Genomic DNA, 25,215 nt, shown 5'->3' with positions numbered 1-25,215 from the left:
AGTGAGAGAGAATAGCTAGCGTGATGAGAGCTACTCTGCAGAAGAATCCGGATGACGTCGCCCGCATGTTTGATGGCGTGGCTGAACGCTACGACCTCACGAATGACGTCCTCACGTTCGGTTTGACCCCGTACTGGCGCCGCGTGGTGGTGCGCGCCGTGGATGCGAAGCAGGGTGAGAAGCTCCTCGACCTCGCGGCTGGCACCGGCACGAGCTCGGAGCCGTACGCGGACGCCGGGATCGATGTTGTGGCCTCGGACTTCTCGGAAGGCATGCTCGCGGTGGGTCGTCGCCGCCGCCCGGACATCAATTTTGTTCAGGCTGACGCGATGAACCTCCCGTTTGAGGACAACACGTTCGACGTCGTCACGATCTCGTACGGCATCCGCAACATCCACGACCCACACAAGGCGCTACGCGAAATGCTCCGCGTGACCAAGCCGGGTGGCCGCCTCGTGATCGCGGAGTTCTCTGACCCGACGTTCGCCCCGTTCCGTGTGGTGTACAAGGAATACCTCATGAAGGCGCTGCCGTGGGTTGCGTCCAAGGTTTCCTCGAACGCTGAGGCGTACCAGTATTTGGCGGAGTCGATCCGCGATTGGCCTGCCCAGGACGAGTTCGCCCACTGGATTCAGGACGCCGGCTGGCAGAACGTTCAGTACCGCAACATGACGGGCGGCATTGTTGCGATCCACCGCGGGTTTAAGGCTGCTGCAGATTCATGACCCTTCATGTTGTGATTGCCGGTGGTGGCCCGGCAGGTGCGACTGCCGCGACCTATCTGGCGCGGGCCGGGTATCGCGTCACGGTTGTGGAGAAGACGCGGTATCCGCGTGAGAAGGTGTGCGGTGACGGCCTGACCCCGCGTGCTGTGCGCGAGATGAATTACCTCGGCATGGCTCACGATGAGGCCGATGGCTGGCAGCGTACGCGCGGCTTGCGTTTTGTGGCTGGTGGTCGCGCATCGACGGTTTCATTCGAGGGGTTCAGCTCCGACATCCCGTCTTATGGTTTGACGCGTACGCGCGCTGATTTCGATGCGCAACTGGCTCGCATGGCGGCCGAGACTGGCGCTGAGGTCCTGGAAGGCCACACGGTGCGCGGCGCTGTTCAGGATGCCGCGGGCCGGGTTGTTGGCGTCAAGGTTCAGCGGACCACGCATGAAGGCAAGCGCGATGGCGAACCGTTCGAGATCGCCGCGGACCTCGTGCTGGCGGCGGACGGCAATTCCTCTCCTGTCGCGAAGTCATTGGGGATCCTTCCGCGTGCTGACCGCCCGATGGGCGTGGCGCAGCGCGTGTATTACACCTCGCCGATGTCGTATTCCCCGTGGATGGAGACGTGGCTTCAGCTCCCGGACCGCAACGGTGACTTGATGCCGGGTTACGGCTGGGTCTTCGGCGTGGGTGATGGGACCGCGAACGTCGGCTTAGGCATCTTGGATACGGCGAAGGATTTCCGCAAGATCGACCTGCGTTCAACGTTGACCGAGTGGGTCAAGGTCATGCAGGACTATGACCCTAACCGCGGTTTCGTCCCGGAGAATCAGGTGGGCGTGGTGCGTGGCGCCGCGCTCCCGATGGCGTTCAACCGCACCCCGCATTCGGTTCCCGGCGCGTTGCTGCTAGGGGACGCGGCTGGCTTGGTTTCCCCGTTCAACGGCGAAGGCATTGACGCGGCGATGGAGTCGGCACGTATCGCAGCAGATGTGATCGATAACGCGGTTATTGCTGCCCGGTACCGTGGCGGAACGGCGGCGCAGGTGCGTGCGGCGTTCGATGCGGGTCTTGCCCGGTATCCGGAGCTGATTCAGCAGCATTTCGGCGCACATTACGGTGCGGGCAAGGTGTTCGCTCACATGGTCGGCAACCCGAAGATCATGCGTACCGCTGTGCGTTTGGGTATGACCTCGAATGCGTTGATGCGTGTGGTTGTACGGGCGATGGGTAACTTGTCTGACCGCACGTCGCCGGCTTTGGTCGATAGAGTAGTTCATGCGCTAGAACGTGTTGTGCCTCCCGTGCGCAACACTGCGAGCCCCTCGGGGAAGAACCCGGGGAAGTCCTCGGTGAAGAAGTAAGGCTGAAAACGTGACAGATTCCTCCTGGACGTCTGCTGGGCACGGCGTCGAGCAGTCAGTTGACTTGGATCCTCAGACCCAAGCTCTTGCTGCGACGATCCAGTTGCCTCAGGGTTTCCGTGATGTTGCGGATGATGTCGAGTTCGCTCCGCAGGTTTTCGAGGCCCTCGCTCGGGTCGAGAAGATGCTTCTGAACGCGGTCGCGAATTCGGATCCGATCATCGACCGCGCGTCGCGTCACCTCGCTGAGGCCGGCGGCAAGCGTGTGCGCCCGCTTTTGGTGGTGCTGTCGTCTCTGCTCGGTGAGAAGGGCATCACGGACGAGGTCATCAAGGCGGCGTGCATCGTTGAGATGACGCACCTTGCAACCCTGTATCACGACGACGTCATGGATGACGCTCCGATGCGTCGTGGCGCTCCGACTGCACAGCACGTGTGGGGGAACTCGGTTGCGATCCTCACCGGCGACTTGATTCTGGCGCGAGCCTCGGTGCTCGCTGCTCAGTTGGGCCCTGGCGCTGTTGAGATTCAGGCCCGCACGTTCGAGCGTTTGTGCCTCGGCCAGTTGCATGAGTTCGCTGGCGTGCGCGAAGGCGCGGACCCCACCGAGCATTACATTCAGGTTTTGTCTGACAAGACCGCGTCGCTGATCGCGTGCGCGGGCTATTACGGCACGTTCTATGGCGGGGCAAGCGAAGAGTTCCGCGACGTCCTGGTCGATTACGGCGAGAAGGTCGGCATCGCGTTCCAGCTCGCTGATGACGTCATCGACATCCTCGGCAAGGAGAAGGCTTCCGGCAAGATCAACGGAACTGACCTGCGTGAAGGCGTCGACACCCTCCCGGTTCTGTACGCGCGCCAAGACGCAGCAGCCGGCGATGCGGAAGCTCAGCGGGTCATCGAACTCGTCGATGGCGACCTCACAAGCGATGAAGACCTCGAGACCGCTGTCACCGCGCTCGCCGCTCATCCAGCGACTCAACGGGCCTGGGATGAGGCACGCAACTGGTCACGCAAGGCGGTTGAAGCGCTCGCGCCACTTCCGCAGGGCACGGTGCGTTCCGCTCTCGAAGCGTTCGCCGATGCCGTTGTGACCCGCGAGGGCTAGTTCGTAGGGCTGCCCGCCTAACGCGTGACGATGCCGCCGCTTGCGCGGCGCTCTTCTTCGAGGACCTCACGCAACGAGGCCGCTAATTCGCGTGCTTTGGTGGCGCGGAAATCCACCGGCAGCCGGCGGCGCAACTGCCGGTACAAATCATCGGCCGCCCACCGCGGGAACACGTGCTGGTGGTAGTGCCACACATGCTGGTTGCCTGACGGTTCGTTGTGCTGGCGGGTCGAGATCCCCTCGGGAGCCCACACGCGCTTCATCGCAACCGCAACCAAACGGGTCATGACAGCCAAAGCCGCATTCACATCGTCGGGGAGGTCATACAGCGCCTCAAAGTGACCCGACGGGATCACCATCGCATGCCCGGCATGGTCACCGAAACCGTCGCACGCGATGATGACGGCTACCAGCTCATCGCGGTATACCAAGTCAGTTGGCGCGCACAGGTTCCCTTGCGAAAACGGGGTTACGTCGCCAACGATCTCACAAAACGGGCACGCGTAATCTTCAGGGGCGTGCGAAACCCAGACTCGGGCAGATCCGTGGGGAGTAGTGGTCACAGATCCTCTTCTACCGCAGGTTCAACCTCGGTGAAAACCCATTCGAAATAATCGAGCAAATACTCGGAGATCGTTGCGCCGGTTTCAGCCCACGTGTCTTTCGCGTTGAAACGGCGGAACACCAACGGATCCGGGACATTCAACGACTCGACAGGGAAGCCCCACGTGTAACGGTCGTCTTCATCTTCCATGAAGCACACGTAACCGTCCTGGACCTCGAGCTCATCCGGATCCCACACGAAATAGTAGGCCTCCATGATGTCCTCAACAGCGCCCACAGAACGGTAAAACTGCTCCAACGCGGCAGGCAGTACGGTCACATCAGATTCAGCGAGCGCGTCAGCGTATTCCCTCGCGCTCAGGCCATCATCTGGTTCCCATTCGCCTTCGAAGTGATCGGTCACGATGTTCCGGTAGGACTGCGAAAACAGCTCAGACATATCTCCAGTTTGTCACGTCCCACGCACGCATGGGATACCTATGTCGAAATAAACGCTGTCGAAATCAGTGCTGTGCGAAATCAGTGCCGTGAAATGTCAGGCTGTGAAATATCACGCTGTGAAATATCCAAGCCTTCATATAGAAACCTGAGCGAAATAGGCATAGGGTATCCCGCATGTCGCAAGGAACCACGAGTCCCGCCTCTATGAAAGCTGGGAATATGAAAGCTGGGAACAAACGCACCAAGCGTGAAGCGTTCGGCTCACGCAATGTCTTTATCATCTCCGCGATCGGCTCCGCAGTCGGTCTCGGCAACATCTGGCGCTTCCCATCGGTCGCCTACGAATCCGGTGGCGGCGCCTTCCTCATCCCATACCTGTGCGCGCTCTTGACTGCAGGTATCCCGCTGCTGTTCTTCGATTACGCGATCGGGCACAAGTACCGTGGTTCCGCACCGCTCGCGATGCGCCGCCTCAACAAGCGCACCGAAGCGCTCGGCTGGTGGCAGGTGCTGATCTGCGTCGTCATCGGCATGTACTACGCGGCGATCGTCGCGTGGGCCGCGATCTACACCGTCTACTCGGCGCGCCTCACGTGGGGTAAGGGCCAGGAAGAGGACTTCTTCCTCAACAAATACCTGCACATGGAAGCCCCGGGAGCATCGCTGTCCACGACGTTCCCTAAGACCGTGCTGATCCCGATGATCCTCGTGTGGGTCTTCATCATCATCGTGATGAGCGCCGGCATCCGCAAGGGCATCGGCCGCGCCAACAACATCTTCATGCCGCTGCTGACCGTCATGTTCATCATCCTGGTCATCCAGTCGCTCATGCTCCCGGGCGCCGCAAACGGCCTCAACGAGTTCTTCACACCGAACTGGGAAGCACTCAAGGACACGAGCGTGTGGATCACCGCATACGGCCACATCTTCTTCTCGCTGTCCATCGCGTTCGGCATCATGGTGACCTATTCGTCTTACCTCAAGCGGAAGACAGACCTCACCGGCTCGGGCCTGGTCGTCGGGTTCGCGAACTCGTCCTTCGAAATCCTTGCTGGCATCGGCGTCTTCGCGGCCCTCGGCTTCATGGCTCAGGCGCAAAACGTCGCTGTGAGCGAAGCCGTCACGAGCGGTCCTATCCTCGCGTTCGTAGCGTTCCCAACCATCGCATCCAACGCGTTCATGGGGCCGATGCTCGGTGTGCTTTTCTTCGGCTCGCTGACTTTCGCAGGCATCACCTCGATGGTTTCGATCCTCGAAGTCATCGTGTCCGCGTTCCAAGACAAGCTCGGCTGGGGCCGCGTACCGACCACGCTCACCGTGCTGCTCCCGCTTGCGGTCGCTTCGACCCTGATGTTCGCATCCACGACCGGCCTGCCGTTGCTGGATGTCGTGGACAAGTTCGTCAACAGCTTCGGCATCACGTTCGTCGCGGCAGTCACGCTGATCGTTGTCGCATGGTTCGCCCGCAAACTGCCGGAGCTCGCTGAACACCTCAACCAGCGCTCCTCGTTCAAGGTCGGCAAGTTCTGGATGTTCCTCGTCGGCGGTCTGCTCCCAGTGGTTCTGGTGTACCTGCTGGGATCCGAGTTCGTGAAGCTCATCCGAGACTCCTATGCGGTGGCCAACGGTTACCCTGAATGGCTCGTCTCCATCTTCGGTTGGGGCATGGCAGGCGCCTTGATCGTCCTCGCGGTCCTGTTGAGCCTGATCCCATGGTCCAGCAAGTCCAAAGACAAGTTCGACCCAGAGTTCGATGAGTACACGCGCCGCGACGCCATCGAAAAAGACGCGATCGAAAAGCGCGAAGCCATCGAAGACTCAGAGCAGAAAGGAGCAACGGCATGACACCGGCAGCCATCGGATTCCTTGTTCTGTCGATCGTGACCGTCTGGGGAGGGCTCGCAGCAGCCATCGTGAACCTTGTGATTCGCCCTGACGAAGCGAAAGAAGACGACCTCTAAACCGTCGTCGATTATGAAAGAACCGCGGGGTGCGTGACTGCACCCCGCGGTTCCTTCATGTTTACGCCCAGCCTGCTGTGTGGCTTATGCGCTGTCTTGATTAATCCTGAGCCTGAGCGCCGGGCCCCTCCGTCACGGAACCACCCTGGGCCGCGGCACGCGGAAGGTGGCGCGTCACGCGGGCCTGCCACACCGCATCGACCATCAACACGACGACCGCAGCCCATACCAAAGCGAAACCAGCCCATCGGGTTCCGGACATCGGCTCGCCGAAAACCCACACGCCCACGATGAACAGCATGATCGGGGAGATGTACTGGATCATCCCCAGGGTCACCAGGCGCAAGCGCGAGGCCGCGAACGCGAACGTCAACAACGGAATCGCGGTGACCACGCCCGAAAGCATCAGCAGACCCGTGAAACCCCAGCCGAGCTTGGGGAACGTGAGCAGCCCCAGGCCACCCATGACGCTCAAGAACACGACCGCAGCAGGCGTCATCCACGCGGTCTCCAGGGCCAGCCCTTCGATCGGCTTGACCTTGCCGCCCACACGGTTCTTCGCGAGCCCATAAAGACCGAAGCTGAACGCGAGGCCCAAACCAAACAGCGGAAGCCGGCCATAACCCACCGAAATGACGATGACCGCGACCAAACCTAGCCCAGCCGCGACCCACTGCGCGGGCGTGAGCTGCTCCTTGAGCACCAGCACACCCAACAGCGTGGAGACCAGCGGGTTGATGAAATAGCCGAGCGAAGCCTCCGCCGTATTATTCGTGAAAACAGCGGAAATATAGATGGTCCAGTTAGCAGTGATCAGTACCGACGCGATGCCGAGCGCGCCTAGCGTGCGCGGGTTGCGGGCCACGTTCAGAAGCGAACGCCAGCCGCGAGTCAAGGTCACCAGGACAACGCAGAACAGCATCGAAAAAGTGATTCGGAACGCGACCACCTCAAACGGGCCAGCCGGCTCAACCAAAACAAAATAGAACGGGAACAAGCCCCACATGAAGTAGGTGAGCGCGCCAACCAGAAGGCCCGAACGGTTCGAGCCGGCCCTCACTAATCCAGATTCTGCTGCCATGATGCATCCCACTTGATCACGCATCGTGTGTTTTGTCACGCGTCATCAGGCCGCGGCGACGCATACGGACACGGTGCGGGAGCGGCCCACTAGACTAGTACGCGGATGTTTTCCGTTCCCTCACCCCGCACGCCCCTGTGTGCACCAATGCGCACAAGCGTCAAGGCCCACTAGCGTGGAGCGCGCCTGACACGAGCGTAGCGGCACGGCGCGAGGGACACAGCCGAAAGGAATGACGTTGAAGCAACACCTCAGCCAGCGTCCACTGCGAGTGGCGATTATCGGTGCCGGCCCGGCCGGCGTCTATGCCGCGGATATCCTCACCAAAGCGGAACGCGACTTTGAGGTCAGCATCGACCTGTTCGACCAGCATCCGGCACCGTTCGGGCTGATCCGCTACGGAGTGGCGCCTGACCACCCACGCATCAAGGGCATCATCAACGCCCTGCACAAGGTTCTGGACCGCGGCGACATCCGCTTCATCGGCGACGTGACGTATGGCCGCGACCTGATGCTTTCTGACATCCGCGATCTCTATGACGCGGTCATCTTCGCGACCGGCGCCAACGACGACGCCGACCTCGACATCCCAGGCATCGACCTCGAAGGTTCCTTCGGTGCCTCCCGCGTGGTCTCGTGGTACGACGGCCACCCCGATGTGCCACGCGACTGGCCGCTGGACGCCAAGGAGATCGCGGTCATCGGTAACGGAAACGTCGCGCTCGATGTCGCGCGCGTGCTGTCGAAGCACGCTGATGACCTACTGGTCACCGAGATCCCTGACAACGTGCACGCTGGCCTCAAGAAGTCCCCGGTCACTGACGTGCACATCTTTGGCCGCCGCGGCCCGGCGCAGGTCAAGTTCACCCCGCTCGAGCTGCGCGAGCTTTCGCACTCCCGCGACGTCGACGTCGTCCTCTACCCTGAAGACTTCGACTTCGACGAAGCCTCGGACGAAGCGATCCGCACCAACAACCAGGTCAAGACCATGGTCAACACGCTGACCAACTGGGTTGTTGAGCAGGAAGAGGAAGAACAGACCGCATCGCGCCGCCTCCACCTGCACTTCTTGCAGGCCCCAGTTGAGATCCTGGGCGAGGACGGCAAGGTTGTGGGCATCCGCATGGAGCGCCAGGAACTCGACGGCACGGGTAACGTCCGCGGAACCGGCGAGATGATCGACTACCCAGTTCAGGCCGTCTACCGCGCGGTGGGCTACTTCGGCACCGAGATTCCAGAAGTAGCGTTCGATGAGAAGCGCGGCGTGATCTGCAACGAAGGCGGCCGTGTGCTGGACGCGGACGGCGCCGTGGTTCCGGGCGTTTACACGACCGGTTGGATCAAGCGCGGCCCGGTCGGCTTGATCGGCCACACCAAGGGTGACGCGCTGGAGACCATCGGCAACCTGCTGGAGGATCACGAGAACCTGACGCCGGCATCGAACCCTTCCGAAGACGCCGTGGTGGATTTGCTGCGTGAACGTGGCGTCGAGTTCACGACGTGGGAAGGCTGGCTCGCGCTTGATGCGCACGAACGCAAGCTCGGCGAGGAATGGACCGCAGCTGGCAAGGGCGAGCGTGAGCGGATCAAGGTTGTTCCGCGTGAAGAGATGGTCAAGATCGCTCGCGAAGGGCAGTCGCTCAAGTAGACGCAGTTTGACTCGCAGGGGAGGCCCGGTGATCGCCGTAGTGACGGCTGATCACCGGACTTTCTCAGCTTTCATTCAGGTTTTTGGGAACGTTTTCGAACATTCATGCGTTGTAATGAATACATCTTCAAATCGCACGGTGTTTGCAACGGCGACATAGCCCGAGTTCACCGCGTTATTTGAAACAGCAACGATCGAAAGTAATCGCGTGAAGTCCTCGTTCAACGGCTTGAAAACGGCCCTCCTCATCGGCGGCATGTTTGGTCTTTTGCTGCTTATCGGCGGCTTGATCAGTGCCGGCACGGGGGATTCCATGTGGCTGTTCGGTTTCGCGGCTTTCGGCGTGATCAGCACGGCGATCGGTTACTGGAACTCGGATAAGATCGCGATCCGCGCAATGCAGGCCCGCCCGGTTTCGGAGGCGGAACAGCCGGAGATGTACGCGATTGTGCGTGAACTGTCTCAGCGCGCTGGTAAGCCGATGCCGCGGCTGTATGTTTCGCCGACCATGAACCCGAACGCGTTCGCGACTGGTCGTAACCCTGAGAACGCTGCGGTGTGCTGTACCGAAGGCATCCTCACGTTGCTGAACCGTCGCGAGCTACGCGGCGTCCTGGGGCATGAGTTGATGCACGTTTATAACCGCGACATCCTGATTTCCTCGGTCGCGGCCGCGATTGCCGGCGTGATCACGTCGGTTGCACAGTTCCTCATGTTCTTTGGCGGTAATAGCCGCAACCGTGACGGCGGCAATGTTCTTGCGATGCTCGCGATGGCCTTCCTCGCGCCGATTGCCGCTTCGATTATTCAGATGTCGGTTTCGCGGACCCGCGAATACGATGCCGACGCGACAGGCGCTGAGCTGACGGGGGACCCGGCGGCTTTGGCATCGGCGCTTTTCAAGATTTCGCAGGGCATTCAGGATGCCCCGCTGCAGGAGACCCCACGTACGGAGTCTGCTGCGCACATGATGTTTGCCAACCCATTCGGCAAGATCAAAGGTTTGTTCAGCACTCACCCGCCAACGCGTGAGCGCATCGAGCGTTTGCGTGCCCAGGCGGAGGAGATGGGCCAGCCCTGGGGCTGAACATTTATCTGTGTGATTAATCACACGGGTGATACGGCGGGAACATTGACGCGGTTTTCGCCGTTATGCCAGACAGGCATGGAGTGAAGTGACTCAAGGAGGTCTATCAGCCATGAATCGTCAGGAGCGAGCGGAGTACGACGCAGCGGTTGTTGAGGACGTTGAATTCCTGTTGGATACCCATGCGGAACCGGAGACGATCCCGGAACGTTCGGGTTATCCGTACAGCTTCAGCGCCTTGTATTCGCTGTTGCGCCGCAATGGCCGCCCGGAACTGGCTACACGACTCATGAACAGCCGTCAGGAAGCCCGTAACGCCGCTTAGGGGTTCGGCGCTTTCTAGCGGTTAGCTGTTTTTCGCGCAGTCGTCGCCGAGAGGTGCGCATACGCCGCGAAGCTTGCGCGGCGTTGAATATCGCGGTTCGTGTAAGCATCCGCGGTTTTAAACATCGGGGTGAGGTCGCCTCGTGATCCTCAATGGATCGCTTGGCTACCTCACCCCGGTTTTGTTTTAAGCCCGAGCTTTTAGCCCGGATTCTGTTGTGCGGGTTTAGCGCATGTTGACGAACTGGAGGTCTGCGTCTTCGAAGTTCTTGAGGAGCGCGATCGTAGCCTGCAGGTCGTCGCGGGACTTGGACGATACGCGGAGCTCGTCGCCCTGGATGGTCGCCTTGACGGACTTAGGGCCTTCGTCGCGGATGAGCTTGGAGATCTTCTTGGCGGTCGCCTGGTCGATGCCTTCCTTGATGCTCGCATCGATGCGGACTTCCTTGCCGGAAGCGTATGGTTCGCCGACCTCAAGCGACTTCAGCGAGATGCCGCGCTTGACGAGCTTGGACTGGAAAACGTCGAGCACTGCCTTGGCGCGCTCTTCGGCGTTGGCCTTGATGAGCAGCTTGCCTTCGCCGGCGAAGTCGATGTCGGCGCCGACGTCGCGGAAGTCGTAGCGCTGGGCGATCTCTTTCTGCGCCTGGTTCAGAGCGTTGCTGACTTCCTGCTTGTCGACCTTGCTGACGACGTCAAAGGTTGAGTCCTTAGCCATGGGAGCCTCCTGGGCTGTTGGTTGGGCCAGCCGGAGCTGGGCTGGCTGGTTGGGTATCTGTTTGTCTCCAAGCCTAGCCGGGGTAGTGGTTTGCGTGAGTTTCACCACGGCTCGGGCGGACGCGGCAGGAAGAGCTGGTCTCGAATTGGTGGGTGCCGGGTTGGTTTGGTATGGTTGTGAATCGTTCGCTTGAACGGCCCGTGAACGGGAGGGCAAGCGAAACAATTGAATATGGCAGATTACCCAAGCGGCCAACGGGGGCTGACTGTAAATCAGCTGGCACTGCCTTCGGGGGTTCGAATCCCTCATCTGCCACTTTTGTTAAGTCTCGGGACATCGTTCATACGTTGTCCCGAGATTTTTATGCCCTACGGTTCGGGGTCGGCGGTAGCTAGTGCCAGCGGTGGTCGTTGGCGTGGAGTCGTGGCCCCATGCGTTGTTTGGTGGCACCGCCTTCGGCAAGTAGACGCACGACGCGTTGACGTTGCCCAGCCCAGGGCGCAAGGAGTTGTTCCATTTCGCGGTCGGTGGCTCGGCGGCCGGTCAGCGCCCATCCGACGTTGTGGGCTACGTGGTAGTCGCCGAAAGAAACGTGATCGCCGGAACCGTGGCTGCGTTGCAGAACTTCGGCGGCGGTCCACACGCCGATCCCCGGGATGCTTCGCAGCGCGGACTCGATTTGTATCAAGCCACTGTTCGCCCCGCCGGCGGGGACGGTGTCTTGGAGTCTCCGGAGCGCTGACTCGCGTTCCAACGCGTACACCAGGGTGTTCCGCCGTTTGCTGTCCACGCGGGCTTGATGCCATTCCCATGAGGGGATGCGTTTCCACGTCACACCGGTGGGCGGCACGAATAGCTCCCCTGCTTTGCCCATCGGGCCGGGGGAGGGGTCGCCGAAACGGCTCACGAGCCGCAGCCACGCCCCGAAGGCTTCGTGGGCTGTGACTTTCTGCGCGAGGATCGCTGCCGCGAGGTGTTCAGGCAACGTCCCGGACGAACCCAACAACAGGCCCGGACGTTCGGACCGCATCCGCTGAACGAGTGGCGGCAGGTCAGCCAAGGAATCGAACTCAGACCAATCATCGCTACGGCCGAGCCAATCTGGTGCGTCCTGCAACGCTTCTTCCGCGCCGGGTCCCCACGCCTGGAACCGGATCTGACGCGCGAGTGCCCCGCCTAGGCCTCGCGCAGCCCCGCGGTTATCTTGCGCCGACCGCACACGCATTGTTCCGCCGGCGATAGCTGACGCGCTCAAACCCTCCGGCACAATCCTGACCTCAGCGATGCCGGACGGATATCGAACCGCCCGCCACGCATCGTGCGCATTGATCCGCAACGACGGATCGCGCCGCCCATGCTGAAAAGCGAACACCACCGTGCGCCATTCCAGCGGAACAGGCGGAACCCACGTCAGTTCAGCATCGGGGGCCATAGCGGGGTCGGGAGCGTTCATATAGCTACTGTCCCATGCACCCCTGACAGTTTCAGCGTCGAGACCAATTTCTGGCGAGGAAGAAAGCGAGCCAGGTGACGGCGTGTGAATCTCAGTGTTCAATCTCCCGCACGCCCCGGTACCGTGGACTATATGCGTTACGCGAATTCGGTATTGGACCTCATCGGAGGCACCCCGCTGGTCAAGCTCAACTCGGTTACGGACGGCATTAAAGCGACCGTTCTAGCCAAGCTTGAGTTCCTGAACCCTGGGGCCTCGATCAAAGACCGCATTGCTTTGAAGATGGTCGAAAAGGCGGAAGAAGCCGGCAAGCTCGGCCCGGGCGGCACGATCGTGGAGCCGACCTCCGGCAACACTGGCGTTGGGCTTGCGATGGTGGGGCAGCTCAAGGGGTACCGCACGATTTTCGTGACGCCGGAGAAGGTCGCGGAAGAGAAGCGTTCGGTCCTGAAGGCGTACGGCGCGGAGGTTGTGGTGACGCCAACTGGCGTGGCACCGGATTCGCCGGAGTCGTATTACGGGGTTTCGGACCGTTTGGCGCGCGAGATCGAGGGTGCTTATAAGCCGGATCAGTTCTCTAACTCCGCAGCCCCGGAGTCGCATTATGAAACAACTGGCCCTGAGATTTGGGCTGATACCGATGGCCGCGTGACCCACGTTGTGATGGGCGCGGGCACCGGTGGCACGGTTACGGGTACGGGCCGGTACCTCAAGGATGTGTCCGATGGCGCGGTCAAGGTGATCGTGGCTGATCCGGATGGCTCGGTGTACTCGGGCGGCACGGGCCGTCCCTACGCCGTCGAGGGCGTGGGCGATGACATGTGGCCTGGTAACTATGACCCTGAGGTCCCCGATGAGGTTCAGGCCGTGAGCGATGCCGAGGCGTTTGCGATGGCGCGCCGGCTTGCACGCGAAGAGGGCCTGCTGGTGGGTGGCTCCTCGGGGCTTACCGTGGTGACCGCGTTGAACGTGGCCCGCGAGTTGCCTGAGGACGCCGTGGTGGTTGTGGTTCTGCCGGATTCGGGCCGCGGCTACATGGGCAAGTTTTTCAACGATGACTGGATGCTCACCAACGGCTTCCAGATTGATGCGTCCGGTGACGGCGCTGAGGAGAACGGCGAGACCGCCAGCGAGACCGTGGGCGCGCAACTGACGGAGCTTCCGGGCGTGCGCGGCGTGGATGAAAACGCTTCCTTGTCCGCGGCGATCGAGGCGTTGGATGCCTCCGGCGTGAATGTTTTGCCGGTGGTGCGGGGCGGGCATTGGCCTGCGCGAGTGGGTGAACTGGTGGGTTCGGTCACGCGTGAATCGGTGCTTTCGGCGCTCGACGCGGGCTCGGCTCCGGATACGCCGATCGACGCCGCACACGCGGTGGGGCAGCAGATGCCGACGATCGGTTGGTGTCAACCCGTCGAGTGTTTGCACGAGCTATTGCGCGTCAACTCCGGCGTGGTGCTCCTGCGCGATGGCGAGGCCATCGACGTCGTGAGCTGAGCTGGAACGCGCTGGGCTAACAGCGACGTGGCCACATGAAACTTTGAGACTTTGATGGAGTAGACAATGACTGAGAAGAATACTGACCAGGCAAACACTGATCAGGCAAACACGGACCAGGCGCACACGAACATGCGAGACCTCGGTTTTTCGACCCGAGCTGTGCACGCTGGCCAGGATTTCGATCCGATCACCGGCGCGGTGATTCCGCCGCTGCACATGTCCACGACGTACCACCCGCATTCGGTGGGTAACTTGCGCTTGGGCTATGACTATTCGCGCGGCACTAACCCGACTCGGGATAACTGGCAGGAGCAGATCGCTGCACTCGAGGGTGGCGCGTACGGTATTTCCTTCGCATCTGGCCTGGGTGCTGAGGACGCGATCATCCGTAGCCTACTGAAGTCCGGCGACCGCATCGTGATGGGTGATGACGTGTACGGCGGCACCCACCGCCTCATCGACAAGATTCACGGCCCTAACGGCATCCGCCATTCCGCGGTGGATATGACGGACACGGCGGCCGCTGTCGAGGCGATCCGCGCGGAAGCCACGGCGATGGTGTGGGTTGAGACGCCATCGAATCCGCTCATGAAGATCGCGGACATCGAGGCCCTGACCGCTGCCGGGCATGAGGCTGGCGCGGTCGTCGTGGTGGATAACACGTTCGCTTCGCCGTATCTGCAGTCGCCGCTGGCACTCGGCGCGGATGTGGTGATTCACTCGACCACCAAGTATCTTGGCGGGCATTCCGATGTGGTGGGCGGCGCCGTCGTCACTGATTCGGAAGAGCTGGCGGACAAGATCCGCTTCATCCAGTTCGCGGCGGGTAATCAGTCGTCGCCGTTTGACGCGTACATGACCACGCGTGGCGCGAAGACTCTCGCGGTGCGGATGGAACGTCACTGCGATAACGCTGAGGCTGTAGCTAAGTGGCTTTTGGGGCGTGAGGAGGTCACGCAGGTTCTGTACCCGGGGCTTGCGGATCACCCGGGGCACGATGTTGCTGCCCGGCAGATGAAGCGGTTCGGCGGCATGGTCTCGTTCCGGCTCGCTGGTGGCGCGGAGGCAGCGCGGACGGTTGCGGAAGGCACGGAGCTGTTCCGGCTCGCGGAATCGCTGGGCGGCATCGAGTCGCTTTTGAACTACCCGGCTGAGATGACGCACGCTTCCGTCAAGGGAACCGAGCTCGAGGTTCCGGACGATCTGTTGCGGCTTTCGGTTGGTATCGAGGACGCTGCGGACCTCATCGCGGACCTCGAACGAGCTTTCGCGCGACTCTAGACGGAACGCGCTGCGGCCCATCCGGTGAAAGCGCCGGGTGGGCCGCACCAATTGTTATCTAAAAGCTCTTGTGGGCTTTGGGGGGGAGCATTACTCTTTCCTAGAGTAGCCAAGGCATCCACCAGAGTAATACTGAACCAGCTGAGTCCTGCGGAACGAGATTGATCATGACCTTGGGCTCCCTCATGTAAAGCAACGAAGGGAACTGGGGCAGTGTCAAACAAGAAAGCTGCAGAGATGCAGCGCGTACCAGTGAGGAAGAAGGCGCCGGTCTTGATCGCCGGCGTCGTTACCGTCGTGGCAGTTGCGGCAGGCTCCACTGCTGCGATGGCTCACTATTCGGATTCCCGGAAACGGGACGCCGTTGAGCAACAGGTAGTCGCGACGGTCCGGGAACAGGTTGAGCTCAGCAATGAGGCCGCTTTTGCTGAAGCTAAGGCATCAAAGGCTACCTCCGAGGCAGACCATAAATCGTTTGTTCCTATTGAGGGAATCCGTGAACTGCATGCCAAGAATCAAGAGGTTGCGCAAGCTATGGCAGAGAGCCCACGGCGCTCTTTGACTGTCGATGGGGTAGGGGTCTCCGTCGTGGAAATCCGCAGCGTCGGAGAGGGAAAGGTTGTTGCTGATCTCGAGATCATTCGTCACATCGCTGGTGAGGATGCCGAGTGGGTGGATCTGATTCCTCACGAAATCACGTACGACCACAACGGCCAGGTGACTTCAGTGACTGTCCAGGATGAAGAGTTTTATAACAGGATGAACGCTAGCGGTCGCTGAAGGCGGGGTTCATGTGAGCCCCGCCTCCTTTATAGGTTGACGCGTACGCGGCGGGGTAGACTGGAGTATCCGCCGATATCCGGCTTTCCCTCATTCAATGCATGCCCCTTCGAACGGGGTTTATTCGCATGTGGTTTGTGTGCCTCGCCCAATGCGGGGCACTGTGTGTCGTGGAGGGAGTGGGCCGGTCACGGGCGTAACGCCCGCGTCCCGCGCACCCCACGAGTGTGCGGTTGACGCCTCCCAAAGAAACAGGAGGCCACTGACATGGCTGAAAAACACGAAACCACTAACGCTCCAGAAAACAGCGCAGAAGAAACTAGCGCCGAAGACACCGCGGCCGCGGTTGAAGAAACCAGCACCGAAACCAAGCCGGAGGGCCCGACGTTCGCTGAACTGAACATCGAACCCCGTGTTTTGGCTGCGGTGGAGGACCTCGGCTACGAACGCCCGTCACCGATCCAAGCCGCGACTATCCCGACTCTGCTTGAGGGGCGTGACGTTGTAGGCCTCGCGCAGACCGGTACGGGTAAGACCGCGGCGTTCGCGATCCCGGCACTCACCAAGATCGCGGAAATCAACGACGTGAACGGGCCGGCTGAAACCCCGCAGATCCTCGTGCTCGCACCAACGCGTGAGCTCGCCCTCCAGGTTGCGGAAGCGTTCTCTTCCTATGCGCGCTACTTCGACGACCTCACGATCCTCCCTGTCTACGGCGGGTCTCCGTACGGTCCACAGCTCAAGGCGCTGCGCCGCGGGGCACAGGTTGTGGTGGGCACCCCGGGCCGAGTCATCGACCACATCGAACGCGGATCCCTCGACCTCTCCAATCTCCTCTACGTGGTCCTCGACGAAGCCGACGAAATGCTTCGCATGGGCTTCGCCGAAGCCGTGGACACGATCCTCGAATCCACGCCGGAAGACAAGCAAGTCGCGCTGTTCTCCGCGACGATGCCTAAGCAGATACGTCGCATCGCTGATACCTACCTCCGCGACCCCGAGCACATTGCCGTGGATACCGCATCGACCCCTGGCGCGAATATCCGCCAGCGCTACATCCAGGTCATGCACCAGTACAAGCTCGACGTCATGACGCGTCTGCTGGAAACCGAAGACACCGACGGCGTGATCGCTTTCGTACGCACCCGCCAGGCGACCGAAGACGTCGCAACTAAACTCAAGGCGCGCGGCTTCCGCGCCGCGGCGATCAACGGCGATGTGCCGCAGGTCCAGCGCGAGAAGACGGTGGATCAGCTCCGCGACGGCGTGATCGACATCCTGGTTGCGACCGACGTTGCGGCCCGCGGCCTCGATGTTGAACGCATCTCTCACGTGTTCAACTACGACATTCCACACGACACCGAGTCCTACGTGCACCGCATCGGTCGCACTGGCCGCGCCGGCCGTACTGGCGACGCGATCCTGTTCATGACCCCGCGCGAACGCTACCTGCTCAAGCACATCGAACGCGCAACCGGCGGCACGGTCGAAGAAGCGCCAATCCCGGGCATCGAGGCCGTGAACTCGTCCCGCCTGGGCCGGCTCGCTGAGCGGCTCACGCCTGCGCTCGAGCAAGAGGACCTCACGCCGTACCGCGAGCTCGTGAGCGATTACGTCGCCGAGAATGACGTCGACGCCGTGCAGGTTGCTGCGGCGTTCGCGTTCCTCGCGCAGGGCGGGCAGCCGCTGCTAACCGAGGAGATCCCGACGACCCCGCCGGCTAAAAAGAAGCGCGCTAAGCGTGAACGTGCAAACGACGATGCGGTAGCGGGTGAGCGCGGTTCCGCACGCGCTGGTGGGCGTGGTGGCCGCGGTGACAGCGACAAGGTGACCTACAAGATCGCGGTGGGCCGCCGCAACCGCGCGACCCCGGGCGCGATCGTGGGTGCGCTCGCGAACGAAGGCGGGCTCATGTCCGGCGACATCGGGCACATCGACATCCGCGAAAACTTCACCCTCGTAGACCTTCCGGTCGACATGCCGGACTCAACCCTGGACCTGCTGGCCGACACCCGCGTAGCCGGCCGCCGCATCGACATCCAGCTGGATCAAGGCGGGCCATCACGCGGTGGTTCTTTGCATGGCGGTGGGCACCGTGACTTTGGCGAACGCCGTGATGGACACCGCGGTGAGCGCCGCGACTTTGGTGACCGCCGTGGCGGGCACCGTGGGGAACGCCGCGAATACGGTGATCGTCGCGAAGGCCGCGACTTCGGTGACCGCCGAGGTGGGTTCCGTGGTGAACGCGGTGAGCGCGGCGGCAAGTTTGGTGATCGTGATGATCGTCACTCGTCGGGTTCGCGCGGCAAAAAGTCGTGGGATCGCGACGACCGCAAGGGCAGCTTCAAGCACAAGAAGAAGGACTCTGCGGCGCGTAAATTCAAGGATTCCAAGGACAAGGGCGCTCCTAAGTGGAAGCGTCGCGGCCGGTAGATAACCGGCTGAGGGTGAGGCCTCGCTTTCGTTTTGGACTTGAGCTAAAACCCTGGTAGAGTCTTCATCTGTTGCCCCCTTAGCTCAGTGGTAGAGCGCAGTCTTGGTAAGACTGAGGTCATGGGATCGATTCCCATAGGGGGCTCTGAATGAGAATCCCGCATGGCCCCTCCGATTCGGGTCGGGGCCGGCGGGATTTTCTCATTCCTGGCGGTGTAGCTCAGCTGGTTAGAGCGCACGACTCATAATCGTGAGGTCGCGGGATCGAGTCCCGCCACCGCTACAGACAAGGCCCTCAGCAATGCGCTGGGGGCCTTTCCTGTTAAGCTGACTAATCAACCAGACCAGATAAACAGGCGATTCCAGGGGGTACTTCCATGCTTCCGCTGCACGGTTATAAGGATGCGGTCTTAGCGTGGCTCTCTAAACGTGGGTGTGGCAGTTTATCGCCGCAGGTTTGCGCAGTTTTCTCTGAATCATCTTTTGAGCCAGGCCGGGCTGGCCTCGCTGAATACTTTGACTCCGGGGCGCACATCTCTTGGATTGCCGGGCCAGGGATTTCGGGGGTCGACTGGCCTAGAAACACATCTGGAGACATGTTGGCTCACGTCGCTACTTTTTGCTTATCCGACGCCCAACTTCATCCAGAAACAAGAGCTTCTTGGGGTAACGACTTAGATCTGCCAAGCGGGTTTCTAGAGATCTACCATGACCTGCAAACCTATGGTTATGACCCAGCTGATCGGAACGAACGGGGCTGGCTGGTGAGATATATCCCAGATGTGACGGGATTGCATCTGGTCGATGAAGCCGTTGGTCTGGACCCTGTTAGCGGTGATGAGTGTCAGCAGGGGCTCATGATGCCGGGTTTCACTTTGCCGACGTTTGAAGATCTTCCAACCAACACGGCAGTAAGTTTTGATCAGTGGGAGTCGTGTTTTGAGGAACTAAAAGCAGGATGGCATGTGCAACGGGTCGAGGTTAGCGCTGACTATCAGATTCCCTATAGCCATCTAGGTGGCCACTCCGCGCACGGGAAATGCGCTGTTTCTGATCTGCTACACGAAGCATTGCCACTAGGTGACGGCGATGAGCATTATTTGCTTGCTTCGATCGAGTCGTGGACAACGCTTAACGGCTGGTTCGGCGATGCGGGCACCTTAGAAGTATGGATAAGAAAGCAAGATCTCGCCCAGCAACGCTTCGATGAGGCTTGGTGCCTGATCCGTAACGACTAGCGCTTCGCCAGCTAAACCCGCGCGCCAGGTCCTGCTTCGTACAAGCCCCTGCTTCATACAGACCCCGCCGCGCACTTCAGCTCACCCCGCGCCGCGCATCGGCCACTAGACTGGTAACCATGCTCAACTGGGACTCCGCCTCTACGCTCACGAAGGCCATGCTGATCGCGACCATCGCCGCGGTCCTCGCCGGCCTCGTGTTCCTCATCATGGGCGCCATCCAAGACAACACCGGCCTCTTCACCACAGCATCCGTATTCCTCATGATCGGCATCATCGCCCACCTCATCGGATTCGGATCCCGCATGCGAGACGGCCGCCGAGCACTCAAACAGAAAATGAACAGCGCCGGACCGCGGCGCGGAAGGTGAGCCACATGGGCGTGAATGCAGACCTGCAGGGCCACACATACCCTGCCGCCGCACCGTACTCGGTCGGCCGAGAAGCAATCCGCGACTTCGCGCGCGCAGTCAAAGCAACACATCCACACCACTACGACGTCCAAGCCGCGCAAGCAGCCGGCCACGCCGACCTCGTAGCGCCACCAACCTTCGCGGTCGTGATCGCGCAGCGCGCCGAAGCCGCCTACATCACCGACCCGAACTCCGGCATCGACTTCTCCCGCGTCGTCCACGCAGACGAACGCTTCACCCACGTCCGCCCGCTCGTCGCCGGCGACGAAATCACCGCCACCGTGACAGTGGACCGCACCCGCGCCGTCGGGACCGGCGGCATGGTCACCACATCAACCGTACTCACAGACGCCAACGGCGAAACCGTCAGCACCGTACGCTCAACCCTCATGATCCGCGGGGAGGACGACTAACAATGGCAGCCTTCGAAACCGGCCAAGAACTCGGCCGCACACAGATCGAACTGACCCGCGCCGACCTCATCCGCTACGCCGGCGCATCAGGCGACTTCAACCCGATCCACTGGAACGACCGCTTCGCAACCGAAGTAGGGCTGCCCGGCGTGATCGCGCACGGAATGCTCACGATGGGTGCCGCCGTCCAGCTCGTAACCGACTGGGCAGGCTGCCCCGGCAAGATCGAGGACTACCAGACCCGCTTCACCGGCATGGTCCCCGTAGCCGACGACGCCGGCACTAACCCCGCCGAAGCCGTCGGCGCAACGCTCGATGTGGTTGCCACGGTCGGCAAGGTCGTGGACGAAGAACGCATCCGCGTGGACCTCGAAGTGACCCTCGATGGCGAAAAAGTGCTCAACCGCGCGCAAGCGATCGTGAAGGTCGCCGGCCGCTCCGAGGACGCATGAGCCAGCAGGTGCAACAGAGCCAGCAACAGGGCCAACAACAGCTCAGCGACATCACGAGGCTCAGCGACATCACAACCATGGGCGTCGGCGGCCCAGCCGACCGCTTCATCGTGGCCCGCACGCGAGAAGAGATCCTCGAAGCCGTTCAAGAGGCCGATGCGGCAGGCATCCCGCTGCTGATTGCCGGCGGCGGCTCGAACCTCGTGATCGCCGACGAAGGCTACCGGGGGACCGTCCTGCAGATCGCAACCCACGGCATCAACGTTGGCGAAGACACAGCCAACACCGGAACCGTTCCGGTGACGATCGAGGCGGGCCATCCGTGGGATGAGGCCGTCGCTTGGACGGTTGAGCACGAACTCGGAGGGCTTGAAGCCCTCTCCGGTATCCCTGGTGCGGCTGGTGCGACCCCGGTTCAGAATGTGGGCGCGTACGGTGCCGACGTCTCCAACACGCTGGTCTCGATCGAAGCGTGGGACCGGCACGAAGGCCGGCTCGTAACCATGCAAGCCTCCGAGCTGGACCTGACCTACCGGAACTCCGTTTTGAAGCGGGCAACCCAGAACGGTTCGCCGCGCTGGGTCGTGCTGGCCGTGACGTTTGGGCTCAAACGAGGCGAGGCGTTGCCTGTCGCGTACGATCAGCTCGCCCGCGCCCTCAACGTCGAACTCGGGACCCGGGTCTCGCTGGCCGATGTTCGCGAAGCCGTGTTGGGCCTGCGCCGCGCCAAGGGCATGGTCGTTGACCCTCAAGATCCAGACACGAACTCGTGCGGTTCCTTCTTCATGAACCCGATCGTCGAGGAATCGCTCACCGCCGCCTTGCCGGCGGAGGCTCCACGTTATCCGGCAGGCAAGGACGGCCACGTCAAGCTGTCCGCTGCGTGGCTCATCGACCACGCGGGCTATCACAAGGGCTTCGGCATGAAAGGCCAGCCGGGTGAAGAGATCGCCGGTGGCCGCGCATCGTTGTCCTCCAAACATACGCTCGCCGTGACCAACCAGGGTGGCGCATCGTGTGCCGACGTCGTAGCTTTGGCCCGCGCGGTTCGCGCCGGTGTCAAGGACGCGTGGGGGATCGAACTCCACCACGAGCCGCTGCTCATCGGAACCTCGCTCGACGCCTGAAACGCAACGCCTGCGCGGGCCCCGCGCAACGCGTTAAGTGTGTGAGCGCTCAGCCACGACGGCTGAGCGCTCACACACTTAAATACGACCGCTTACAGATTGCCTTACAGGTTGCCGAGTGCGATCTGCAGCATGCGGCGCAGCGGCTCCGCAGCGCCCCACAGCAGCTGGTCGCCGACCGTGAACGCGGAAATGTACTGCGGACCCATCTCCAACTGACGCAAGCGGCCCACAGGGATGTCGAGGGTTCCGGACGCCGCGACCGGGGTCAGCTCGTTCATGGTCGTTTCCTTCTCATTCGGAACGACCGTGGCCCACTCGTTATCGGAATCGATCAGGCGAGCGACCTCGTCGAGGCCCACATCTTCACGTAGCTTGATCGTGAGCGCCTGCGAGTGCGACCGCATCGCGCCGATGCGCACGCACAACCCATCGACCATGACGTGGTTCTCAGCGGTGGTGCCCAGAACCTTGTTGGTCTCCACGCCCGCCTTCCACTCTTCGCGGGACTGGCCGTTGCCGAGGTCGGAATCGATCCACGGGATCAGGTTGCCCGCCAACGGAACGCCGAACTGGGTTGCATCGAGCTCGCCGGAACGCTGCTTGCGCAGAACCTCGGTATCGATCTGGGTGATCGCGGACGCCGGATCGTCCAGCAGCTCTTTGACGGACGCGTTGATGTCGCCGAACTGAGTCAGCAGCTCACGCATGTGGCGTGCGCCGCCACCCGAAGCCGCCTGGTAGGTCATCGAGGTCGCCCATTCGACCAGGCCGTTGCGGAACAGGCCACCCAGGCCCATGAGCATGCATGAGACGGTGCAGTTACCGCCCACGAAGTCCTTGACGCCGGTCTCGAGGCCGCGGTCGATCACATTGCGGTTGACGGGGTCCAGCACGATGATGGAGTCGTCTTCCATGCGAAGCGTGCTCGCCGCGTCGATCCAGATGCCGTCCCAGCCGGCAGCGCGCAGCTTACCGTGCACGGCGCTCGTGTAGTCGCCGCCTTGCGCGGTGACGATGATCGGAAGCTTGGCGAGCTCATCGATATCGCGAGCGTCTTTGAGCGCAGGGGCGCCCTCAGCGAACGATGGAGCAGCCGCGCCCGCCTGGGACGTCGAGAAGAACACCGGGTCGATTCCGGCGAAGTCCCCTTCATCTTGCATACGCTGCATGAGGACGGAGCCCACCATGCCGCGGTAACCGACAAAACCTACAGCCTTTGAAGTCATAGCCTCAAGGCTACGCGAGCAAGCAGGCACTAAGCCCAAATCTTTCGCATTGTGAGCTCAGGGACGTAACCTCTGGGAAACAGTGCCGTCTTCCTATTGCTGCAGGAACTCCTCTTGATCCAGGAAATCCCACAGCATTTCGGCGGCCTTGACGAGGTTCGCGGTGAACTCCTCCGGCTTCTCAGCGGTGTCAATGTTCCACGAGACACAGAACTCGGTGGCCTCGGGCAATGGAGTGTAGGAGATGCCGAAGCCTTCCGGCACCGTTGGCGCAAAGCTGTAACGCACAATCTGTTGTGGCCCGCCCACCGACGTCGTGGACAGGAAGTCCCGGCGCACCGCGAGGGCGGCGTCGTCAGTGAAGAACGGGTCGCTGGCATCGATCGTGGCCATCATCTGGATGTGACGGTCAAAACCGTTTCCGGACTTGCATCGTTTGACCCAGCCGCGGTGAGCGTTGGCGGCGGCCAGCAGGTCGTCGTGCGTCGCGGTTCCTGCGACGAGCTTCTGCGCAAAGGCCGCGGCCTCCGGGGTTGCGGCGCGCAGGCATTCGGTGCGCCCGGCGCGGTATTCGCGCATGTCCACGGCCTCGTACACGGCCCGGATTCGGCCGTAGGTGAGTTGCTGTGCGATGGTCATGGTCAGTTGAGCCGCGGCGTCACGGCTGAACTTGAACGGCATGTCTGCCGGCGGACGATGCGGTGCAGTGATGATCTGAACCGTGAACTTCGATGCCCGCTCAGCGTAGGCGTCGGCATGCGTGCGGATCTCCGCGGCGGTGCCCTCATCGAGCGTCCATACGAGCTCTTCGGCTTCGAGTTGGATGAGCTCCGTGGATGCCTCGGCTGGAACCTCCGTTGTCTGGATGCGTTGCATGGCCGTGAGCAGGGTAGCGCCGTCGATGCAGGAGTGCTCTACGTTGACGGCCGTCCAGTCGTCGTGAAGACTCACCTGGTAGCTCAACGGCTTGTAGGTCCATGCTCCGCGCGGGGTGAAGGTGGCTCCGCGCATGCGCTGGGCGTCCGTTTCCCCGCGGTCGTTCAGTAGCTCGACCGTGAAGAGCATGTCGCCTAAACGGTCGTACACCAGATGGTTACCGCCCTGCTCCAACATGTTCGGAAGCAGATCTTCAAGAACACCGGAACCCAGTAGGGAAGGGGCGTTGAAATCGATCGCCGCGGGTTCGGTGGCCGTTGCTTGAATCGCCTCGAGCGCCGCGCGTAGTGCCTCAGCTGAGACGAGGGCACCGGCGCTGTCAGTGAGTGGCACGGCGAACAGTCGGCCGTTGATGAATACGCCGATCTCCCGGTTCTTTTCATCGAGCCTGCTCCGGAAGATCTGGTCTTCGTCCCCGAGCGGGAGGCGTGTAGAGACGGCGTAAACGAACCATTGGTTCAGCGTGATGCGGTTGCCGCGGGCGTCCACATCCTCCGGAATGTTCCCGGACGCCACCTGCAGGTGCACCGTTGCCACGCGCCGGATGAACTCGACGGCGCGATCCAGGCCCGCGGGCACGTGCCCCGACGGTGATGACTCGAGGGGCAAGGCGAGCTGGAACGCCACATTGGTGCTGAGGGTCAGTGGCTCACGGACCGTGAGGTAGCCGGAATACCATTCGTCGTGAAGCCAGTTGGTGCCGTGAGCGGCTCGGGTCTCGGCACGCTCCCGCAGAGCCGCATCAAGCTTCGGTCCAGCGCCGGTACGGAAGTTCTCAACCACTGCTAGAGCGTGTTCGAGCTCAGGGCCGTCAAGCACTGCGGCGAGTGCATGCTGATACGCGTCTAGGGTTCCGTCCAGTGGTGGAACCTCGAGCGGTTTCAGATCCCGCGTTGACGGGTGCGGGGCAATGGTCGGATTCTTAGCCACGGTCTCAGGCCTCCTCGCCAC

At 61.7% G+C, this 25,215-nt stretch carries 24 protein-coding genes and 3 tRNA genes; 20 read left to right on the top strand and 7 right to left on the bottom strand.

Features of this window, described 5'->3' with window-relative positions:
* Positions 1–20: 20 nt before the first annotated feature.
* Genes JOD50_RS02125 through JOD50_RS02115 form a run of 3 tightly spaced genes read left to right on the top strand, consistent with a single transcriptional unit; the run spans position 21 to position 3,188 of the window.
* Positions 21–725 (top strand): demethylmenaquinone methyltransferase, encoded by a 705-nt coding sequence (locus JOD50_RS02125; protein ID WP_204880229.1) that lies wholly within the window; start codon positions 21–23, stop codon positions 723–725.
* Complete coding sequence (locus tag JOD50_RS02120) at positions 722–2,080, top strand: geranylgeranyl reductase family protein (RefSeq protein WP_204880228.1); 1,359 nt, start codon at positions 722–724, stop codon at positions 2,078–2,080. The genes JOD50_RS02125 and JOD50_RS02120 overlap by 4 nt, the downstream gene beginning before the upstream one ends.
* A 10-nt stretch (positions 2,081–2,090) precedes the next feature.
* Positions 2,091–3,188: a polyprenyl synthetase family protein gene (locus JOD50_RS02115; protein ID WP_204880227.1), complete on the top strand. Its 1,098-nt coding sequence runs from the start codon at positions 2,091–2,093 to the stop codon at positions 3,186–3,188.
* 17 nt (positions 3,189–3,205) lie between these two features.
* Here the strand turns inward: JOD50_RS02115 and JOD50_RS02110 are convergent, their stop codons facing one another.
* Positions 3,206–3,751, bottom strand: a complete 546-nt coding sequence (locus JOD50_RS02110; protein WP_204880226.1) for an HIT domain-containing protein — start codon at positions 3,749–3,751, stop codon at positions 3,206–3,208.
* On the bottom strand, positions 3,748–4,191 hold the full coding sequence (locus JOD50_RS02105) for a hypothetical protein (protein ID WP_101630403.1): 444 nt from the start codon (positions 4,189–4,191) through the stop codon (positions 3,748–3,750). The genes JOD50_RS02110 and JOD50_RS02105 overlap by 4 nt, the downstream gene beginning before the upstream one ends.
* Positions 4,192–4,412: 221 nt before the next feature.
* Between JOD50_RS02105 and JOD50_RS02100 the strand changes: the two genes are divergently transcribed.
* Together JOD50_RS02100 and JOD50_RS02095 are read left to right on the top strand one after the other, a co-directional pair.
* A complete protein-coding gene (locus JOD50_RS02100) occupies positions 4,413–6,038 on the top strand; it encodes a sodium-dependent transporter (protein WP_204880225.1) in 1,626 nt (541 codons plus the stop codon).
* Positions 6,035–6,154, top strand: coding sequence for a methionine/alanine import family NSS transporter small subunit (locus JOD50_RS02095; protein WP_204880224.1), 120 nt, complete (start codon positions 6,035–6,037; stop codon positions 6,152–6,154). Before JOD50_RS02100 ends, JOD50_RS02095 begins: the two co-directional genes overlap by 4 nt.
* A 100-nt stretch (positions 6,155–6,254) precedes the next feature.
* Here the strand turns inward: JOD50_RS02095 and rarD are convergent, their stop codons facing one another.
* Positions 6,255–7,235, bottom strand: coding sequence for an EamA family transporter RarD (gene rarD / locus JOD50_RS02090; protein WP_204880223.1), 981 nt, complete (start codon positions 7,233–7,235; stop codon positions 6,255–6,257).
* A gap of 232 nt (positions 7,236–7,467) precedes the next feature.
* Here rarD and JOD50_RS02085 point away from each other — a divergent pair, with 232 nt between their 5' ends.
* The 3 genes from JOD50_RS02085 to JOD50_RS02075 all read left to right on the top strand — a co-directional run bounded on the left by JOD50_RS02085 (position 7,468) and on the right by JOD50_RS02075 (position 10,295).
* Positions 7,468–8,883, top strand: coding sequence for an FAD-dependent oxidoreductase (locus JOD50_RS02085; protein ID WP_204880222.1), 1,416 nt, complete (start codon positions 7,468–7,470; stop codon positions 8,881–8,883).
* 208 nt (positions 8,884–9,091) lie between these two features.
* Positions 9,092–9,970, top strand: coding sequence for a zinc metalloprotease HtpX (gene htpX, locus JOD50_RS02080; protein WP_204880221.1), 879 nt, complete (start codon positions 9,092–9,094; stop codon positions 9,968–9,970).
* Positions 9,971–10,082: 112 nt separating this feature from the next.
* Positions 10,083–10,295: a hypothetical protein gene (locus tag JOD50_RS02075; protein ID WP_109303170.1), complete on the top strand. Its 213-nt coding sequence runs from the start codon at positions 10,083–10,085 to the stop codon at positions 10,293–10,295.
* Positions 10,296–10,520: 225 nt separating this feature from the next.
* Here JOD50_RS02075 and JOD50_RS02070 read toward each other — a convergent pair whose 3' ends face one another.
* Positions 10,521–11,012, bottom strand: a complete 492-nt coding sequence (locus JOD50_RS02070) for a YajQ family cyclic di-GMP-binding protein (protein ID WP_101630409.1) — start codon at positions 11,010–11,012, stop codon at positions 10,521–10,523.
* Between the two features lie 233 nt (positions 11,013–11,245).
* Between JOD50_RS02070 and JOD50_RS02065 the strand changes: the two genes are divergently transcribed.
* Positions 11,246–11,327: transfer RNA gene (locus JOD50_RS02065), tRNA-Tyr, on the top strand.
* Between the two features lie 76 nt (positions 11,328–11,403).
* Here the strand turns inward: JOD50_RS02065 and JOD50_RS02060 are convergent.
* Positions 11,404–12,465 (bottom strand): DNA-3-methyladenine glycosylase family protein, encoded by a 1,062-nt coding sequence (locus tag JOD50_RS02060; protein WP_204880220.1) that lies wholly within the window; start codon positions 12,463–12,465, stop codon positions 11,404–11,406.
* 132 nt (positions 12,466–12,597) lie between these two features.
* On the opposite strand from JOD50_RS02060, the gene JOD50_RS02055 reads away from it, so the two are divergent.
* The 11 genes from JOD50_RS02055 (at position 12,598) to JOD50_RS02005 (ending at position 22,099) form a co-directional block, all read left to right on the top strand.
* Positions 12,598–13,959, top strand: a complete 1,362-nt coding sequence (locus JOD50_RS02055) for a cystathionine beta-synthase (RefSeq protein WP_204880219.1) — start codon at positions 12,598–12,600, stop codon at positions 13,957–13,959.
* A 66-nt stretch (positions 13,960–14,025) separates the two neighbouring features.
* Positions 14,026–15,243 carry a cystathionine gamma-synthase gene (locus JOD50_RS02050; protein WP_416212900.1) on the top strand — a complete coding sequence of 406 codons (1,218 nt, stop codon included), beginning with the start codon at positions 14,026–14,028 and terminating at the stop codon, positions 15,241–15,243.
* Between the two features lie 213 nt (positions 15,244–15,456).
* On the top strand, positions 15,457–16,023 hold the full coding sequence (locus JOD50_RS02045; protein WP_204880218.1) for a hypothetical protein: 567 nt from the start codon (positions 15,457–15,459) through the stop codon (positions 16,021–16,023).
* Positions 16,024–16,290: 267 nt separating this feature from the next.
* Positions 16,291–18,456, top strand: coding sequence for a DEAD/DEAH box helicase (locus tag JOD50_RS02040; RefSeq protein ID WP_204880217.1), 2,166 nt, complete (start codon positions 16,291–16,293; stop codon positions 18,454–18,456).
* A gap of 73 nt (positions 18,457–18,529) precedes the next feature.
* A tRNA-Thr gene (locus JOD50_RS02035) sits at positions 18,530–18,601 on the top strand.
* Positions 18,602–18,665: 64 nt separating this feature from the next.
* Positions 18,666–18,739 (top strand) — tRNA-Met (locus JOD50_RS02030).
* Positions 18,740–18,833: 94 nt separating this feature from the next.
* Entirely contained in the window at positions 18,834–19,694 is an 861-nt protein-coding gene (locus tag JOD50_RS02025; RefSeq protein ID WP_275587662.1) for a DUF1963 domain-containing protein, read from the top strand.
* A 119-nt stretch (positions 19,695–19,813) separates the two neighbouring features.
* Positions 19,814–20,065, top strand: coding sequence for a hypothetical protein (locus tag JOD50_RS02020; RefSeq protein ID WP_035757977.1), 252 nt, complete (start codon positions 19,814–19,816; stop codon positions 20,063–20,065).
* A gap of 5 nt (positions 20,066–20,070) precedes the next feature.
* A complete protein-coding gene (locus JOD50_RS02015) occupies positions 20,071–20,520 on the top strand; it encodes an FAS1-like dehydratase domain-containing protein (protein WP_204880215.1) in 450 nt (149 codons plus the stop codon).
* A 2-nt stretch (positions 20,521–20,522) separates the two neighbouring features.
* Positions 20,523–20,972: a MaoC family dehydratase gene (locus JOD50_RS02010; RefSeq protein WP_204880214.1), complete on the top strand. Its 450-nt coding sequence runs from the start codon at positions 20,523–20,525 to the stop codon at positions 20,970–20,972.
* Positions 20,969–22,099: a UDP-N-acetylmuramate dehydrogenase gene (locus tag JOD50_RS02005; RefSeq protein ID WP_204880213.1), complete on the top strand. Its 1,131-nt coding sequence runs from the start codon at positions 20,969–20,971 to the stop codon at positions 22,097–22,099. Before JOD50_RS02010 ends, JOD50_RS02005 begins: the two co-directional genes overlap by 4 nt.
* Before the next feature lie 104 nt (positions 22,100–22,203).
* Here JOD50_RS02005 and asd read toward each other — a convergent pair whose 3' ends face one another.
* On the bottom strand, positions 22,204–23,328 hold the full coding sequence (asd, locus tag JOD50_RS02000; RefSeq protein WP_204880212.1) for an aspartate-semialdehyde dehydrogenase: 1,125 nt from the start codon (positions 23,326–23,328) through the stop codon (positions 22,204–22,206).
* A gap of 93 nt (positions 23,329–23,421) precedes the next feature.
* The gene (locus tag JOD50_RS01995; RefSeq protein WP_204880211.1) at positions 23,422–25,194 is read right to left on the bottom strand and encodes a choline/carnitine O-acyltransferase; all 1,773 of its coding nucleotides are present in this window, start codon (positions 25,192–25,194) and stop codon (positions 23,422–23,424) included.
* Positions 25,195–25,215: the final 21 nt, after the last annotated feature.

It is taken from the genome of Pseudoglutamicibacter cumminsii (assembly GCF_016907775.1).
Lineage (GTDB): Bacteria > Actinomycetota > Actinomycetes > Actinomycetales > Micrococcaceae > Pseudoglutamicibacter > Pseudoglutamicibacter cumminsii.
Note: the sequence above shows the minus strand (reverse complement) of the source record. Positions and strands in the feature narration are given on the sequence as shown.

What these genes read in the sequence shown, in the direction of transcription:
- JOD50_RS02055 (WP_204880219.1), top strand. Translation starts at nt 12,598, where the DNA reads ATGCGTTACGCGAATTCGGTATTGGACCTCATCGGAGGCACCCCGCTG.
- JOD50_RS02040 (WP_204880217.1), top strand. Translation starts at nt 16,291, where the DNA reads ATGGCTGAAAAACACGAAACCACTAACGCTCCAGAAAACAGCGCAGAA.
- JOD50_RS02105 (WP_101630403.1), bottom strand. Translation starts at nt 4,191, where the DNA reads ATGTCTGAGCTGTTTTCGCAGTCCTACCGGAACATCGTGACCGATCAC.
- JOD50_RS02075 (WP_109303170.1), top strand. Translation starts at nt 10,083, where the DNA reads ATGAATCGTCAGGAGCGAGCGGAGTACGACGCAGCGGTTGTTGAGGAC.
- JOD50_RS02060 (WP_204880220.1), bottom strand. Translation starts at nt 12,465, where the DNA reads ATGAACGCTCCCGACCCCGCTATGGCCCCCGATGCTGAACTGACGTGG.
- JOD50_RS02085 (WP_204880222.1), top strand. Translation starts at nt 7,468, where the DNA reads ATGACGTTGAAGCAACACCTCAGCCAGCGTCCACTGCGAGTGGCGATT.
- asd (WP_204880212.1), bottom strand. Translation starts at nt 23,328, where the DNA reads ATGACTTCAAAGGCTGTAGGTTTTGTCGGTTACCGCGGCATGGTGGGC.
- JOD50_RS02025 (WP_275587662.1), top strand. Translation starts at nt 18,834, where the DNA reads ATGCTTCCGCTGCACGGTTATAAGGATGCGGTCTTAGCGTGGCTCTCT.
- JOD50_RS02020 (WP_035757977.1), top strand. Translation starts at nt 19,814, where the DNA reads ATGCTCAACTGGGACTCCGCCTCTACGCTCACGAAGGCCATGCTGATC.
- JOD50_RS02070 (WP_101630409.1), bottom strand. Translation starts at nt 11,012, where the DNA reads ATGGCTAAGGACTCAACCTTTGACGTCGTCAGCAAGGTCGACAAGCAG.
- JOD50_RS02100 (WP_204880225.1), top strand. Translation starts at nt 4,413, where the DNA reads ATGAAAGCTGGGAACAAACGCACCAAGCGTGAAGCGTTCGGCTCACGC.
- rarD (WP_204880223.1), bottom strand. Translation starts at nt 7,235, where the DNA reads ATGGCAGCAGAATCTGGATTAGTGAGGGCCGGCTCGAACCGTTCGGGC.
- JOD50_RS02010 (WP_204880214.1), top strand. Translation starts at nt 20,523, where the DNA reads ATGGCAGCCTTCGAAACCGGCCAAGAACTCGGCCGCACACAGATCGAA.
- JOD50_RS02095 (WP_204880224.1), top strand. Translation starts at nt 6,035, where the DNA reads ATGACACCGGCAGCCATCGGATTCCTTGTTCTGTCGATCGTGACCGTC.
- JOD50_RS02120 (WP_204880228.1), top strand. Translation starts at nt 722, where the DNA reads ATGACCCTTCATGTTGTGATTGCCGGTGGTGGCCCGGCAGGTGCGACT.
- JOD50_RS02005 (WP_204880213.1), top strand. Translation starts at nt 20,969, where the DNA reads ATGAGCCAGCAGGTGCAACAGAGCCAGCAACAGGGCCAACAACAGCTC.
- JOD50_RS02050 (WP_416212900.1), top strand. Translation starts at nt 14,026, where the DNA reads ATGACTGAGAAGAATACTGACCAGGCAAACACTGATCAGGCAAACACG.
- JOD50_RS02015 (WP_204880215.1), top strand. Translation starts at nt 20,071, where the DNA reads ATGGGCGTGAATGCAGACCTGCAGGGCCACACATACCCTGCCGCCGCA.